Annotated in this window: 16 protein-coding genes and 1 pseudogene; 9 read left to right on the forward strand and 8 right to left on the reverse strand. The window is 64.5% G+C overall.

What is annotated here, in order from left to right:
- Positions 1-86: 86 nt before the first annotated feature.
- Positions 87-353: a DUF2631 domain-containing protein gene (locus ON44_RS22380; RefSeq protein ID WP_040693204.1), complete on the forward strand. Its 267-nt coding sequence runs from the start codon at positions 87-89 to the stop codon at positions 351-353.
- A 41-nt stretch (positions 354-394) separates the two neighbouring features.
- Here the strand turns inward: ON44_RS22380 and ON44_RS22385 are convergent, their stop codons facing one another.
- Positions 395-1315 (reverse strand): LysR family transcriptional regulator, encoded by a 921-nt coding sequence (locus ON44_RS22385; RefSeq protein WP_040693206.1) that lies wholly within the window; start codon positions 1313-1315, stop codon positions 395-397.
- 154 nt (positions 1316-1469) lie between these two features.
- Between ON44_RS22385 and ON44_RS22390 the strand changes: the two genes are divergently transcribed.
- Positions 1470-1883: a DUF5997 family protein gene (locus tag ON44_RS22390; protein ID WP_040693208.1), complete on the forward strand. Its 414-nt coding sequence runs from the start codon at positions 1470-1472 to the stop codon at positions 1881-1883.
- A gap of 48 nt (positions 1884-1931) precedes the next feature.
- On the opposite strand, the gene ON44_RS22395 is transcribed toward ON44_RS22390, so the two are convergent.
- Together ON44_RS22395 and ON44_RS22400 are read right to left on the reverse strand one after the other, a co-directional pair.
- Entirely contained in the window at positions 1932-2234 is a 303-nt protein-coding gene (locus tag ON44_RS22395) for a hypothetical protein (protein ID WP_040693210.1), read from the reverse strand.
- Complete coding sequence (locus tag ON44_RS22400) at positions 2215-2763, reverse strand: RNA polymerase sigma factor (RefSeq protein ID WP_040693212.1); 549 nt, start codon at positions 2761-2763, stop codon at positions 2215-2217. The genes ON44_RS22395 and ON44_RS22400 overlap by 20 nt, the downstream gene beginning before the upstream one ends.
- Before the next feature lie 243 nt (positions 2764-3006).
- Between ON44_RS22400 and ON44_RS22405 the strand changes: the two genes are divergently transcribed.
- Positions 3007-3798: an SAM-dependent methyltransferase gene (locus ON44_RS22405; RefSeq protein ID WP_040693213.1), complete on the forward strand. Its 792-nt coding sequence runs from the start codon at positions 3007-3009 to the stop codon at positions 3796-3798.
- Here ON44_RS22405 and ON44_RS22410 read toward each other — a convergent pair.
- Positions 3795-4835 carry a hypothetical protein gene (locus tag ON44_RS22410; protein ID WP_040693335.1) on the reverse strand — a complete coding sequence of 347 codons (1041 nt, stop codon included), beginning with the start codon at positions 4833-4835 and terminating at the stop codon, positions 3795-3797. The genes ON44_RS22405 and ON44_RS22410 overlap by 4 nt on opposite strands.
- A 121-nt stretch (positions 4836-4956) precedes the next feature.
- Here ON44_RS22410 and ON44_RS22415 point away from each other — a divergent pair, with 121 nt between their 5' ends.
- Positions 4957-5985: an alpha/beta hydrolase gene (locus ON44_RS22415; protein WP_245567282.1), complete on the forward strand. Its 1029-nt coding sequence runs from the start codon at positions 4957-4959 to the stop codon at positions 5983-5985.
- Between the two features lie 33 nt (positions 5986-6018).
- On the opposite strand, the gene ON44_RS54055 is transcribed toward ON44_RS22415, so the two are convergent.
- On the reverse strand, positions 6019-6195 hold the full coding sequence (locus ON44_RS54055) for a S1 domain-containing protein (protein ID WP_083898064.1): 177 nt from the start codon (positions 6193-6195) through the stop codon (positions 6019-6021).
- A gap of 176 nt (positions 6196-6371) precedes the next feature.
- Between ON44_RS54055 and ON44_RS22420 the strand changes: the two genes are divergently transcribed.
- Positions 6372-6572, forward strand: coding sequence for a hypothetical protein (locus ON44_RS22420; RefSeq protein WP_040693214.1), 201 nt, complete (start codon positions 6372-6374; stop codon positions 6570-6572).
- 106 nt (positions 6573-6678) lie between these two features.
- Positions 6679-6828: pseudogene (locus ON44_RS53765) on the forward strand (LLM class F420-dependent oxidoreductase); the annotation flags it as partial.
- Positions 6829-6838: 10 nt separating this feature from the next.
- On the opposite strand, the gene ON44_RS22430 reads toward ON44_RS53765, so the two are convergent.
- Both ON44_RS22430 and ON44_RS22435 read right to left on the reverse strand, forming a co-directional pair.
- Positions 6839-8650 (reverse strand): catalase, encoded by a 1812-nt coding sequence (locus ON44_RS22430; RefSeq protein ID WP_040693217.1) that lies wholly within the window; start codon positions 8648-8650, stop codon positions 6839-6841.
- Positions 8651-8655: 5 nt separating this feature from the next.
- Complete coding sequence (locus ON44_RS22435) at positions 8656-9222, reverse strand: hemerythrin domain-containing protein (RefSeq protein WP_040693219.1); 567 nt, start codon at positions 9220-9222, stop codon at positions 8656-8658.
- A 279-nt stretch (positions 9223-9501) separates the two neighbouring features.
- On the opposite strand from ON44_RS22435, the gene ON44_RS22440 reads away from it, so the two are divergent.
- The 3 genes from ON44_RS22440 (at position 9502) to ON44_RS22450 (ending at position 11853) form a co-directional block, all read left to right on the forward strand.
- Complete coding sequence (locus ON44_RS22440) at positions 9502-9813, forward strand: hypothetical protein (protein WP_040693221.1); 312 nt, start codon at positions 9502-9504, stop codon at positions 9811-9813.
- 481 nt (positions 9814-10294) lie between these two features.
- The gene (locus ON44_RS22445; protein ID WP_218007619.1) at positions 10295-10600 is read left to right on the forward strand and encodes a helix-turn-helix domain-containing protein; all 306 of its coding nucleotides are present in this window, start codon (positions 10295-10297) and stop codon (positions 10598-10600) included.
- Complete coding sequence (locus ON44_RS22450) at positions 10597-11853, forward strand: type II toxin-antitoxin system HipA family toxin (RefSeq protein ID WP_040693226.1); 1257 nt, start codon at positions 10597-10599, stop codon at positions 11851-11853. The genes ON44_RS22445 and ON44_RS22450 overlap by 4 nt, the downstream gene beginning before the upstream one ends.
- A gap of 87 nt (positions 11854-11940) precedes the next feature.
- On the opposite strand, the gene rlmN is transcribed toward ON44_RS22450, so the two are convergent.
- On the reverse strand, positions 11941-13050 hold the full coding sequence (rlmN, locus tag ON44_RS22455) for a dual-specificity RNA methyltransferase RlmN (RefSeq protein ID WP_040693228.1): 1110 nt from the start codon (positions 13048-13050) through the stop codon (positions 11941-11943).
- Positions 13051-13176: the final 126 nt, after the last annotated feature.

Here is a 13176-nt window from a genome sequence, read left to right on the forward strand (position 1 = left end):
CGATCCAACACAGCCCTGCTGGCTACGACGAGCGGTCGTATGCCACGATATCGGCAGCAACGCTTACACCGAGCTAAGGAGCGATCGTGGCCGCCACGGAACTCGAACCCACCAGTGACCGCGCAATCGTCACCCACGTGGACACCGCCGAGGTTCCGTCCGCCGCATGGGGCTGGAGCGGGGAATCGCGCCGCACCTTCCGTGTCGCGGGCTGGATCGTCTGCTTGATCCTGCTGGCCATGACGATCGGCAACCACAAGGGCCACATCGAGGACCTGTTCCTGGTCGGTTTCGCCGCCGCGATCGCGGGCGTCCTGATCCGCGACTCGATCCTGCGCCGTAAGCCTCGGTAGTCCACACCGAAAGGTATTGACTCGCTCGGGGATTCGCCCGCCTAACGCCCTCGTCGCTTGGCGGGCTTTTTCTTGGCTCCGGCGTTCTTGACGACATTCCTCGTCGAACGCTTGGCGGTGGTCTTCTTCGGCTCGGTCTTCTTGCGCTGAGCCTGGGCCCGCGAGCTGCGTTCCGAACGGCCGCGCACGACGCCGACGAACTCTTCGATCAGTTCTGTGGTGTGTGCGGCTGGCCAGGCCAGGGCGATTTCCGTAGCCGGGACGCCCATCATCGTCCGGTAGACGAGGTCGCGGCGGGCGTACAGCCGGGCAATGGAATGCGGGACGATGGCGACGCCGACACCGGCCGCGACCAATTCGATGGTGTCCGCGATCGCATCGATATCGCTCGAGTCCTGGATCCGTTCGCCCTCCAGATCGCCCATGCCCACCTGTTCGAACAGCGACAGGGTGTGGTCTTTGGGCACCACGACGACGGGAAGCTCTCGGTAGAGCGGAATCGCGCTCAGACCTGCACGATCGATGGGCAGACGGACGAAACAGGCGTCGACGCGCCCGTCACGCAGCGCGGCGAGTTGTTCGGCCATCGGAATCGGGACCACCTCCAGCGCGGTGTCCGGAAACCGCTCACCCCAGATCCGCGTCCATTTGGAGACCGTCACGCCAGGTACGAAGCCGACCCGTAATGCGACATCCTCCGCAGCCACGGGCTCGGGCTCCGCTGCGCGCGCGATGATATCCCTGGCATCGCGCAGCAACTGCTGCCCCTCGTCGGTCAGCTGGGTCGGCTGCGCTCCGGGCACAAAAAGCTTCTTCCCGAGTTCTTGCTCCAAATCGATCACCGTGTGACTCAACTTCTGCCGCGAAATGTGCAGCGATTTCGCCGCCCGGGCGAAATGCAGTTCCTCGGCAACCGCGACAAACCAGCGCAGGCGGGTCACGTCGATGGACTCGGGGTTCATTCGTATGAGCGTATTGCCATCGGGGCTGTCGACTCGCGAGGCGGGTGGCCCGAGGGCACCGCCGGGCCGGATACGCGGTGGCCTCGCCTTCACTCGTCCGAGTGCAACAGACTGCGGGCGAACTGCGTCCGGGGGTGCCCATTAGGCTGTAGCGGTGAGCCCGGATAAGAAACCGCAGACCATGAAGCCGCTGACCGCGGCGAACAAGCTCGGCATCTACCTTCCGGCGACGCCCGAGGAATTCCGCAACTCCCCGATCTCCCGCGCCGAACTCGAAGAGTTGCGCACCAATCCCCCGGCCTGGCTGACCGAACTACGCAAGACGGGCCCATTCCCCCGCGATATCGTCGCCCGCAAACTCGGAGTTTCCAATACCGGCCTGGCCCGGGCCGAAGTCTCCGATGCGATGAACGCCGAGGAAATCGCCGCGCTGCTCGCCGATCCGCCCGAGTGGCTGATCCACGAGCGCGAGAACTACGCCGCGGTGCTGAAGGAAAACGAGCGCATCAAAACCCAGCAGGCCGAACGCCGCGCCGCGTCCAACCGCCCCGCCAAGAACCGCACCTAGAACAGCCGCACTCAACTGGGTGCGGCTGTGTTCGGGTGGTGGAAGCGGTTATGTCGCACCGGGTTTCGTGGTGACCAGTTGGCAGGTTCCGTCGGTGCACGAGCGCTGCAGTCGGCCGCGGGACAGCGTCTGGAGCAAGCCGATCGCCCAGCAGGTCGGGCAGCCACGCAGTGCGACGAGACCGACCGGCAGGAGCAGCAGACCGACGGGGCCAACCGCAGGCAGCAGTGCGAACGAACCGACCACAGCGCCGAATCCGATTGCGCCACGGGCCAAATGGCGCGGTAGCGACGCACTGGCGAATTCATCGCGCCCGCCCGTCGCCCGACCACTACGCGATGCTTTCGTCATTACCGACCTCCAGACTCGCCTGCACCGCCACACGCGCCCGATGCAGCCGTGATTTCATCGCAGCGGTGCTCAGCCCGAGCAGATCCGCGACCATTCGACCGCTGTACCCCTGCACATCTCGCATGATCAGCACCCGCCGCTGATCGCCGGGCAGTGCCGCGATCGCCGCGGCCACCCGCTCGGCCTCCCAGCGATTGATCGCCTCCTGTTCCGCCGATGCGATGGCGGAGTCGGGAATCGGTTCGGCCCGACGCACGCGTAACCGCAGTTGTCGCAGGCATTCATTGCGCACAATGCGAAACATCCACGAGGCCAACGCACCCGAAGCCCGCAATGACCCGATCTTGCGATACAGAATGATCAACGCCTCCTGCGCCGCATCCTCGGCATCCTCCGGCGTCGCGCACAGCGAGTACGCGAAGCGCCGCACATGCGGATGCGATCCGGACACCAGCGAGGTGATCGACTCGATATCGCCCGCCCGCGCCGCGGCGACGAGATGTTCGTCGGGCCAGCACACCTCGGTCATTCCGACCGGCTCCGCCGCCGCAGCACGGTGATGCTGCACGCGCAAATGAGCAGCGCCCCAACAACAATCGCGGCTATGATCACGACAAACCTCCCGATCTCGTGTCGACCGTGTTGCCGACACAAGTATGAGAGGTGTAAACCCGCACAAAGGATTCACCGCAATCGAGTATCGCGACCCGATCCATGCGGACAAACGACCAGACGTTGTTACGATGTGCCGAGGGACATCTAGGGAGGTGCGGTGGCTGAGGCCGATCGGGCGCCGGTACGCGTCGATCCATCCAAGCCGAACGCCGCTCGGGTGTACAACTACCTACTCGGCGGTAAAGACAACTACGAGGTGGACCAGCGGGTCGCCGAGCGAATGCTCGCGGTCGCGCCGGATACCAAGACGACGGCCTGGTTCAGTCGTAAATTCCTCCTCAACGCCGTGGAAGAGGCGGCCCAGGCGGGGATTCGGCAGTTCATCGATATCGGGGCCGGAATACCCATCTCGCCCAACGTGCACGAGATAGCGCAGAAGGTCGACCCCTCGGCACGCGTCGTGATGATCGACTACGACCCGGTCGTGTACGTGCACACCAACGCGCTGCTGTCCGGCACATCCGGTGTCACATCGATACTCGGTGATATTCGCCGCACGGACGAGATCATCGAGAAGGCGCGGACCGAAGGACAGATCGACTTCGACCAGCCGGTAGCGATTCTGATCGTCGGCGTGCTGCACTTCGTGATGGACGACGAACACCCGGCCGAGATCATCGCGCGACTGCGCGATGTGATGGCACCGGGAAGCATCCTGGCCTTCACCCACGGATCGGTCGACACATACGCGGAGTTCGTCGCGCAGTCGACCAGCGACACCAACGGCAGCTCGGCGCAGGTCCAATTCCGGACCCCGGATATGGTGGCCGCCTACCTGGACGGCTTCGAGGTGGTCGAACCCGGTCTGGTGCCGGTACAGGATTGGCTCGACGACGACCTGCCGCGCACCAAGTTGGTGCTGTTGGGCGGAGTCGGTCGCAAGCCCTAGCTCGCGGCGAGCGTATCGGCGCGGGCCGCGAGCGCGTCGGCGATCGGACGCGGACGGCGACCGAGTCCGCATGCACTCGCGACGCCGTCCACCGGTCTACTCAGTGCGTTCTCGATCAACCGCAAGGTCTCGACCTGCTCTGGCACCGTGGGAATGTCGTGGACGAATCCCGCGTAGAAATTGGTGCCCTCGCCGAGTGACAGGTCCGCGAGGGGTGCGTAGTACGCAGGATCCGCCGACGGTGGGATATCTCCGGCCGCAAGCGGACCGTGCACGTAGGTCAGCGGGCGATCCGACGGCCACTGCCGGACAACGGAATTGGCCAGCTCCACGAAGGGACGCAGATCACGCATGCTGGCCCGGGACTTGTTGTTCATGCTTCCGACGCACAGATGCACGCCGAATCTGGTTCCCGCAGGCGCGGATTCGGCCAGCGCCGCAATCCCCCCGCCGAGGCGCAATGCCGCCTCCAGCTGTCGGTGCAGTGGCTGCGCCTTCGCCATGAGCACCATTTCCGCGGTCGCCTCCAATTGCACGACCACGTCCTCGGTGCCGACCAGTTCGTGGATGGCCGCGATATCGCGCACGGTCGCGTCACGGAATGCCTTGCGGTGCGACCGGACTCCTGAAATACCCATGGCGATGAAGGCTAGGGTGAAATCGGTCGGCATCCCGATCTGGAGAGTGAGTTCGGGCAGTTCGCGCGCCGTGCGCAAATCCCGGAATATCGGCAGCGCCTCCTGGGCCTCGGCGAGATAACCGAGCTCCATCATGTCGCCCGTCAGCTCGCGACCGCTCGGGACGCGATGGATAGTCCGCTCCCGGCTCGACCGCCACGTACCCGGCTTCTTCACTTCCAATGCGCCCTGCGCCACCAGATCCTCGATGATCGGCTGGATGTAGAACTCGTAGCGACGCGTTTCCCCCGTCGGGAGCGTGCGTAGGCGCGGTCCCGCGGCATCGAGCATCGCGCGCATCGCGTCGTCCGTACTCGTACCCGGAAAGCTGCCGACGAAATGCACACCACGCGAACCCATGACGTGCATCGTAGATCGCATCTTCGTCACGCAACCCCATAGCTACGGAACTTCGTGTGCGGTATGGTGATTCGCCAGAAGATGGCGCGGCGCACGACATTTCCCATTCGGAGGGAACGCGGTGACGAAGAAGCTCTACGCCCGAATGCTGGTGGCCGCTACCGCGGCGGCGACAATGCTCGGTGTGGTGCCGGGCGGGGCCAGTGCTGATCCGGCCGCCTCGTCCGACCGTTGTCAGGGGATCTCTTTCCCGGTATCGCAGGGGACATTGGGCGCGACCCTGTGCCTGCCGGACCGGCCGACCGATACCGTCATGGTGTTGATGGCGGGGTCCAATTACAACCACACCTACTGGGATTTCCCTTACGCCCCAGAGACTTACAACTTCCGGCGCGCGATGAACGCCGCAGGTTACGCGACGCTGGTGGCCGATCGACTCGGTAACGGCGCGAGCACCCGTCCGCCGAGCATGTCACTGACCGCGACCGCCACCGCAGAAGCCCTGCACAACATCGTGCAGGCCCTGCGCCACGGACTCGCGGGCGCACAACCATTCGGCAAGGTCGTCACCGGCGGTCATTCGCTGAGCTCCGGCACCTCGGTCATGGAGGCCACCACATACCACGATGTCGACGGCGTGCTGCTCACCGGATACTCGCACACCCTGAGCGTTCCGGACGTCCTCGGTGTGATCGGCACCTACTACCAGGCGGTGCAGGATCCCGTATTCGCCAGCCGCGGATACGATTCGGGCTATCTCGTGACCCGGCCGGGCACCCGGGCCAGTGATTTCTTCGGGCCGGATAATTATGATCCGCAGGTGCTCGCGATCGATGAGGCGACGAAGGAAACCTTCTCGCTCACCGAATATCCCGACGGCCTCACCTCTACCCTGCCAGGGATGTCCAGCTTGATCACCGCCCCGGTCATGGTCGTCAATGGCAGTTTGGACCGGTTGTCGTGCGGGCCCGCCTATGCGATCTGCGCCGACAGCTCGACCCTGCAGGCCGCGGAGGCCGCGTTTTTCAGTCCGGCCGCGCGGTTGCGAACCTTCGTGCTGCCCGGCAGCGGACATTCGGTTAATCTCGCACGGAATACCGCGCAATATCATGCCGCCGTCATCGACTGGATGAAGTCGGTCGTCGGATAGCTCGATCTGCTTGCGGCAGTTCAGTTTCCGTGATCACAACGGACTGATCCGCTGAGGGTACGGGCGCACCACCGCAGCCGCGCGACCATACGCCGCGGGATCGCACAGGTAACGCACCGGCTGACCTTCCGTCAGTGCTCGATACCCCGGCACATCGATACGGCTGTACTCGACGAACACCGGCCCCTGCCGTACACCGTCTGGATCGATGAAGCCGTCTGTCGGCTACCCGCGAATATCACTGGTAAACACCATTTTTCAGGCCGCGAAACAGCCGGACCACCGGGCGATATCCACTCGATTAACCGACCGGATCCCGGGTAGATCGCAAATGCGGTCCGAACCGGGGCCGCAGATAGTTCCAACTACCGAGAAGGAGCGCCGTCATGGCAGATCCGAAGAACCCCGGGCAGTTCGGCAATCGCAAGGACACCCAGGAGCAGGCCAGCAAGGGCGGCAAGGCCAGTACCGGCAGCTTCGGCCAGCGCAATGCGGCCGACCCGCACGAGGCAGGTCGTAAGGGCGCACTGGCGCAGCCGACGGCGGCCAAGCAGAAGGGTGGCCAGCACAGCCACAGCGGCAGCTAGCTCCACCTGTCGAACGGGCCTCGGTCATATCGATCCGGGGCCCGTTCGCACGCGTCGAATATCGCGCATCGGCGACGGTTTCTGCACCGTACTGCCCGACCACTTCGCCACCGGGCCCGATCCGGAACGTCATATCCGCCAACTCCGGCAGTATCTCGATGCCGGTGTCGACGAACTGTACGTCCAGCAGATCGGGCCCGATCTGGATGGCTTCTTCACCGCGTGGGAGAAGGAGATCCAGCCCACCTTGAGCTGAACCGGGACGGCTAGGCGGGCACCGCGACGGTCGACCGGCGCCAGACCCGGTGCTGGGCAAGCGCATTCGCGAACGTCTCGATGAACTCCTCGGCCACGCCCGCGCCACTGGCGGTCGTGGTAAAGACACCTGTTTGCGCGTCATGATCGTTATCGGATACCACACCGGCGACCCGCAGCAGCGTGACACCGTCGCCGAAGCCGCCGATCGGTTTGGCGTGTTTGAACGCCTCCAGGACGAAGTGCACCGCCGCGCCGTTGCCCACCAGGGTGTCGGCGGACTGCGCTCCACCCGCGACCAGCACCGCATCGTAGAGAACCGAGGCGACGGTGGCCAGCGACCGGTCCACCGGGAGGGTTTCGCCGTCGCTGCCGTCACCGCCCAACGTACCGGCATGCGGCGCAAGCACTTCGGGGATTGCACCACGGTCCGACAACCACGATTTGATGCGGCGTACGCCGAGTGTGTCCACACCATCGGCGGCCAGGATCGCGATCTTCCGGGTCGCGATGGTGTCGGTGACCGTATTCAGTTGCGACAGCGCGGGAGATACCACCGCCTCCCGATCACCCGAGTCCGATTGCGGCACCGGCATACCCAGTTCACTCGCGACTCGCTCGGCCAGTTCGGGCTCGATCCGCACCAGATGTTCGAGCACCCTGGTCCGGATGATCGGCAGCTGGGCGAAATTCGGCCCGCCCAAACGGATCAGCTGGGTATCCAGATAGGAGAAGTTGCGCAACTGCAGCAGCGGATCATCGCTGAAATCGATACCGGGCACCAGATTGGCGGTGTGGAAGGCCACCTGCTCGGTCTCGGCGAAGAAGTTGTCCGGGTTGCGGTCCAGCACCATGCGTCCGACCGGCTGCACCGGAACCTGTTCTTCCGGAATGATTTTCGTCGGATCGAGCAGGTCGAAGTCGAAGCCGAATTCGCTTTCGTCCGAGACCAGCTGCACGCCGAGTTCCCACTCCGGATACTGGCCGGCCGCGATGCAGTCCCACAGATCGCGTCGGTTGAAGTCGGGATCACGCCCGGCGACCTGCTGACATTCATCCCACAGCAGCGAGTGCACGCCGAGTTTCGGCGTCCAGTGGAACTTCACGAAAGTGCCTCGGCCCTCGCTGTTGACGAGTCGGAAAGTGTGTACGCCGAAGCCCTGCATCATGCGATAGCTGCGCGGCAGTGCCCGGTCCGACATCAGCCACATGATCGCGTGCAGTGTCTCCGGCTGCTGACCCACGAAGTCCCAGAGGGTGTCGTGCGCGGAGGCGGCCTGCGGAATCTCATTGTGCGGCTCTGGTTTCACCGCGTGCACGAAGTCCGGGAATTTGATTCCGTCCTGGATGAAGAACACCGGGAAGTTATTGCCGACCAGATCGTAATTGCCCTGGGCGGTATAGAACTTCGTCGCGAAACCGCGCACATCGCGCACGGTATCCGCGGATCCGCGCGAACCTGCGACGGTCGAAAACCGCACGAATACGGGCGTTTCCACGCTCGAATCGATGAGGAAGCGGGCGGCGGTGAAGTCGCCGAGCCAGCCGTCGTAGGGCCGGAAGTATCCGTAGGCGCCCGCGCCTCTGGCATGGACCACTCGCTCCGGGATCCGCTCGTGATCGAAGTGGGTGATCTTCTCCCTGGCATGGAAATCCGCGAGCAGCGTCGGTCCGCGCTCCCCCACCTTCAGGGCGTCGTCGGTGCTGTCCACCCGTACGCCCTGCTGGGTGGTCAGCTTCCCCTGTTCGCGATCCACCCGATATCGATCCAGCTGGCGCTGCTTCTCATTCGATGCACCGTTCCTATCGGTTGCGTCGGCCATACCGCTCACCCCTCGGTCTTACGGCGCCAATCGCGCACCGCGTCGCGAATCCGATCGAAGAGCGCAAGTGGCGGTCCGGCAACGATATTCACCAGCGCCGACTCACCCGCCTCCGGATGCGGCCGAGTCGGGGCGACGGCCTCGGCGACCCGCACGACATCGGCGAGCACCGCGCTCTCGTTGGCGGAAATCTCTTGGCGCAGCTGGTCGAATTCCTCCTTCTCCTCCATATCGGCGTGTTCGATCACCGATTCGGCGAAGCTGCGGAATTTGGTATCGAAATCCTCGTGCTGCACGCCCATGTCGTAGAGCTCGGCGAGCACGCGTTTGGCCTGTTCTTCTTCGTGCAGCCTGTCGTCGACGACGCTGGCGGGCACAGATGTGCGCCGTGATGCCGGATGCACCACTTCCTCTTCGGCGCTCTCGTGCACGGCCAGCGCACGGACCAACTCCTCGAACGGCTCTCGCTTGGCCGCACCCTGCGCAAGCTGTACTTTTTCGATCAGCCCCTTGATCAGTTCGTGTTGTGCCAGCAAGAGCGTGACGACGTCTTCCTTCTGACCGGTGGCCATTGCGTACCTCCTCTATCGGGGACGGAGCCACCGCGGCTCCTCTCGTCCGCGCATACCCGCAAGCGGCACACTCACACCGGCACTCAGGCAGCGCGGACGAGACGGTTCGGAGGTCGCGGTCAGTCCGTCGACACGGCGGTTGCCATCGTTGCCCTCCTGTTCGTCGCAAGCAGATTCGGGTTCGCGGTACCCGCCGCGATCGCCGATACGCCCTGATTGATCCGGAACATGTCGGGTACCCGCTCGAACGAGACGATCCATCCGAATGGAGAGGACGCCATGTTTCCCGAACCCGACGCATCCGATCGGCTGCGCTCCGACTTCCCCGACCGCGCACGGCACACCAGAAATCACGCGGGCGAAATGATCGCCGATACCCACAACTGGCCCGGTGTCATCCTGGTGCTGCTCGGCGTAGTCGGCGCCGCCCTGACGCTCACCGCCGCAGGCTACGGATTCGCCGGCTGGGCCGTCGTGGCAGGCATCGCCACCGCTCTCTGCCTGATCTGCGGCGGCGGACTCATCCTGGCCGAACACCGCCGCGTCAAGGCCGACGAAGGCCGCGAACTCCTCGAGCCGGGCGGCCACTGACTGTTCGAGCACTGGTTCGGCGGCGAAGAGACCTCGAATTGCTCGACGCCGCCGCTGCCGCCTTGGCGAGAAACTCTACCTGCGCTGGCGAATTCGAATGTGCCCCAAGGATTCCTCGAATGGAGCCCGCGCCGAACAACACATCTTCGCCAGCGCAACCGACCGCATCGAATCCCTCGACCTGCTCTGCTCGGGCTGGAGCCCGCCTGACCTTCGGCTGCGAGCGCAATGGTCTAGCCCCGAAATGAGCGCTCCGCCGGCGCGTCACGAATTCTTTTTGCTGCGAGCTATCGCAGAAGCCCGCCACCGCATCCAACTTAGCGCTGCGGACGCAACGATTAGCGGCGCTACCTCGCAGCTTCAATGGGTTCCGTAGGCTATCATTGCTATCGCACCGTTAAGTGCCCCTACCTAACGGCGAGCTGCGCGATTTACGCGGGCTTGCACCACTAGCACTTCGATAGCAACGATAGGAGTTCGGGTGACGCGGCCGAAACCTCGTCGGCGATCTCGGGACGAGATGGGTCCGCTCACTTCCTTCGGAGCCTTCATCGCGGAGCGGCGGCGCAGTCTCGGACTGACCCAAATTGATCTATCGGATCTTGCCGATGTCGGTGTGTCATCGGTGCGCACCCTGGAGGCGGGGCAAACATCACCGACCCTCGCGATCACCTTGCGCATCCTGGACGCCCTCGGGTTGACGCTCGTAACCATGCCGCACGCGGATGCCAGAACCCGGTCCACCAGCACCGCCGAACTGCGCGCCGTGGAAACCAACCGCCAGTGACCACACCAGACGACCTTGCCGACCTTCGCGCCATCGACAATGCCGATGTCTACAAGGCCGGGCGGCTCGCCGGACAATTGCGCCGCGAACGCGACGACGTCGTGTTCACCTATGCCGAGCCCTATTTCGCCGATCCGACGGCACCACCGGTCGCATTGACCTTGCCGAAGTGGACAGGAACTTACCGGGCGACCGGAGGCTCGGTCCCGGCCTTTTTCGCGGGCCTGCTGCCCGAGGGCCTGCGCCTGACTGCGATCACGACCGCCGCACGGACCAGCGAGGACGACCATTTCAGCATTCTGCTGGCCGTCGGCGCCGACACCATCGGCGACGTCCAGGTGCTGCCCGCGGGAACCGTCCCCTCCGACCCACTACCCCTGTTCGACCAGACCGACACCACGAACGCGGATTTCGCGACACTGTTCACCCGCGCCACCTCCACCGACGCCGGCGAACTCGACCGCACCGCGCTGCCCGGAGTCCAGATCAAGGTCTCCGCACAAATGATTTCGGCTCCGGTCTCCACCACACGAGGCCCGGCCATTCTCAAACTCAACCCACCCGAGTACCCGTACCTGGTCGAGAACGAGAACTTCTTTCTCGACATGGCCGACGCGTGCGGTATCCGAGTTCCCGACCACCAGCTCGTCACCGACCAAAACGGCCGCACGGCACTGTTCATCGACCGATTCGATCGCGTCATCGAGCACGGCGAAATCCGCCGCCTGGCGCAGGAGGACGCCTGCCAGGTTCTGGGACGATACCCGGCCGCCAAGTACCGAGTCACGTTGCAGGAAGCCATCAAAGCCCTTGCCGACGCAGTGGTCGCCGGCCACGGCTCATATCCTCTGGCCACATTGCACATGCTCGAAATCGCCGCATTCAGCTACCTCATCGGCAACGGCGACCTGCACGGCAAGAATCTGTCGATCCGGCAGAACCCCGACGGCATCTGGGAAGTCACCCCCGCCTACGACCTGCTGTGCACCCAGCCGTACCTGAGTTGGCATGACCCCATGGCCATTTCGCTATACGGACGCGACACCAAGCTCGTCTACCGCTGGTGGGCAGAAGCAGCGACCCGCCTCGGCGTCACAACGCGGGCTATCAACCGCAGCCTGGCGCGGATCGTCGACGCATCGGCTTCGTGGACCAGCCGGGTCGCGGAAATCGGCTTCGACGACAAGACCACGCACCGCCTGGCAGCCTTCATAACGGAACGACGCAAAGAGCTCCGACAATCTTCGACATGAGCCTATTACGCTGCGCCCCAATAGGATACGGTTCTCCGGCAGTCTATCGCCGAGGGCCGAAGCGATGGCTTCGTAAAAGGGAACAGTCTAGCCCTCTGCGGCCAACTGCCCGCAGGCCGCGGCGATTTCCTGGCCCCGCGTATCGCGCACGGTGCACGGAACGCCCTGCGCGTTGACGCGCCGAACGAATTCCTGCTCAACAGGTTTCGGGCTGGCATCCCATTTGCTGCCCGGCGTCGGGTTCAGCGGGATGACGTTCACGTGCACGCGGGAGCCAAGGGCCTTGTGCAGTTTCGCGCCGAGCATGTCGGCGCGCCACGGCTGGTCGTTGATATCGCGAATCAGCGCGTATTCGATGGACACCCGGCGACCGCTCTTATCGGCGTAGTAGCGGGCGGCATCGAGGACCTCGGCGACCGGCCATCGGTTGTTGACCGGCACCAGGGTGTCGCGCAGTTCGTCATCGGGGGTGTGCAGCGACACCGCGAGGGTCACCGAGAGGTCCTCGTCGGCGAGCTTGCGAATGGCCGGAGCCAAGCCGACGGTGGAAACGACCACGTTGCGCTGAGAAATCCCGAAGCCGTCGGGTGCGGGTGAGGTGATGCGACGAACCGCGGCGACCACCCGCTTGTAATTGGCCAGCGGTTCACCCATACCCATGAAGACGATATTGGACAGGCGGCCCGGACCGCCCGATACCTCGCCATCACGCATGGCAGCGGCTGCGGCACGGACCTGATCGACGATTTCGGCGGTGGAGAGATTACGGTTGAGGCCGCCCTGACCGGTGGCACAGAACGGGCACGCCATACCGCAGCCGGCCTGGCTGGAAATGCACAGGGTGGCGCGGTCCGGATAGCGCATCAACACGCTCTCCAGCAAGGTGCCATCACCCGCACGCCACAGGGTCTTTCGCGTCTCGCCGCCATCGCACGCGACATGCTTGACCACCGACATCAGCGGCGGAAACAGCGCCGCGCCGACCTTTTCGCGCACAGTGGCGGGCAGATCGGTCATCAGCTCCGGATCGGCCTGCAGGCGGCCGTAGTACTGGCGCGCGATCTGGTCGGCGCGGAACTTCGGCAGACCGAGCTCCTCGACCACGGCCTTGCGCCCATCGGCATCGAGGTCGGCGAGGTGCCGCGGCGGCATGCCACGGCGCGGAGCATCGAAGACGAGGGGCAGGGAGACGGTCATAGTCTCTCCAGTGTCCCATCTCGCGTGTGCGGCCCGGACCGAAGGTGGCCATCACGGCGCCCGACGCGACGAACGTCACGTTCGACCGGGCCGGATGCGCACCCCCTGCCTCGACATAACGACATA

Origin of the sequence: Nocardia vinacea NBRC 16497, from assembly GCF_000308835.1 — a bacterium.
Taxonomy (GTDB): Bacteria; Actinomycetota; Actinomycetes; order Mycobacteriales; family Mycobacteriaceae; genus Nocardia; species Nocardia vinacea.

What these genes read in the sequence shown, in the direction of transcription:
- ON44_RS22440 (WP_040693221.1), top strand. Translation starts at nt 9,502, where the DNA reads ATGTTTCCCGAACCCGACGCATCCGATCGGCTGCGCTCCGACTTCCCC.
- ON44_RS22400 (WP_040693212.1), bottom strand. Translation starts at nt 2,763, where the DNA reads ATGACCGAGGTGTGCTGGCCCGACGAACATCTCGTCGCCGCGGCGCGG.
- ON44_RS22435 (WP_040693219.1), bottom strand. Translation starts at nt 9,222, where the DNA reads ATGGCCACCGGTCAGAAGGAAGACGTCGTCACGCTCTTGCTGGCACAA.
- ON44_RS22395 (WP_040693210.1), bottom strand. Translation starts at nt 2,234, where the DNA reads ATGACGAAAGCATCGCGTAGTGGTCGGGCGACGGGCGGGCGCGATGAA.
- ON44_RS22430 (WP_040693217.1), bottom strand. Translation starts at nt 8,650, where the DNA reads ATGGCCGACGCAACCGATAGGAACGGTGCATCGAATGAGAAGCAGCGC.
- ON44_RS22410 (WP_040693335.1), bottom strand. Translation starts at nt 4,835, where the DNA reads ATGGGTTCGCGTGGTGTGCATTTCGTCGGCAGCTTTCCGGGTACGAGT.
- ON44_RS22385 (WP_040693206.1), bottom strand. Translation starts at nt 1,315, where the DNA reads ATGAACCCCGAGTCCATCGACGTGACCCGCCTGCGCTGGTTTGTCGCG.
- rlmN (WP_040693228.1), bottom strand. Translation starts at nt 13,050, where the DNA reads ATGACCGTCTCCCTGCCCCTCGTCTTCGATGCTCCGCGCCGTGGCATG.
- ON44_RS22420 (WP_040693214.1), top strand. Translation starts at nt 6,372, where the DNA reads ATGGCAGATCCGAAGAACCCCGGGCAGTTCGGCAATCGCAAGGACACC.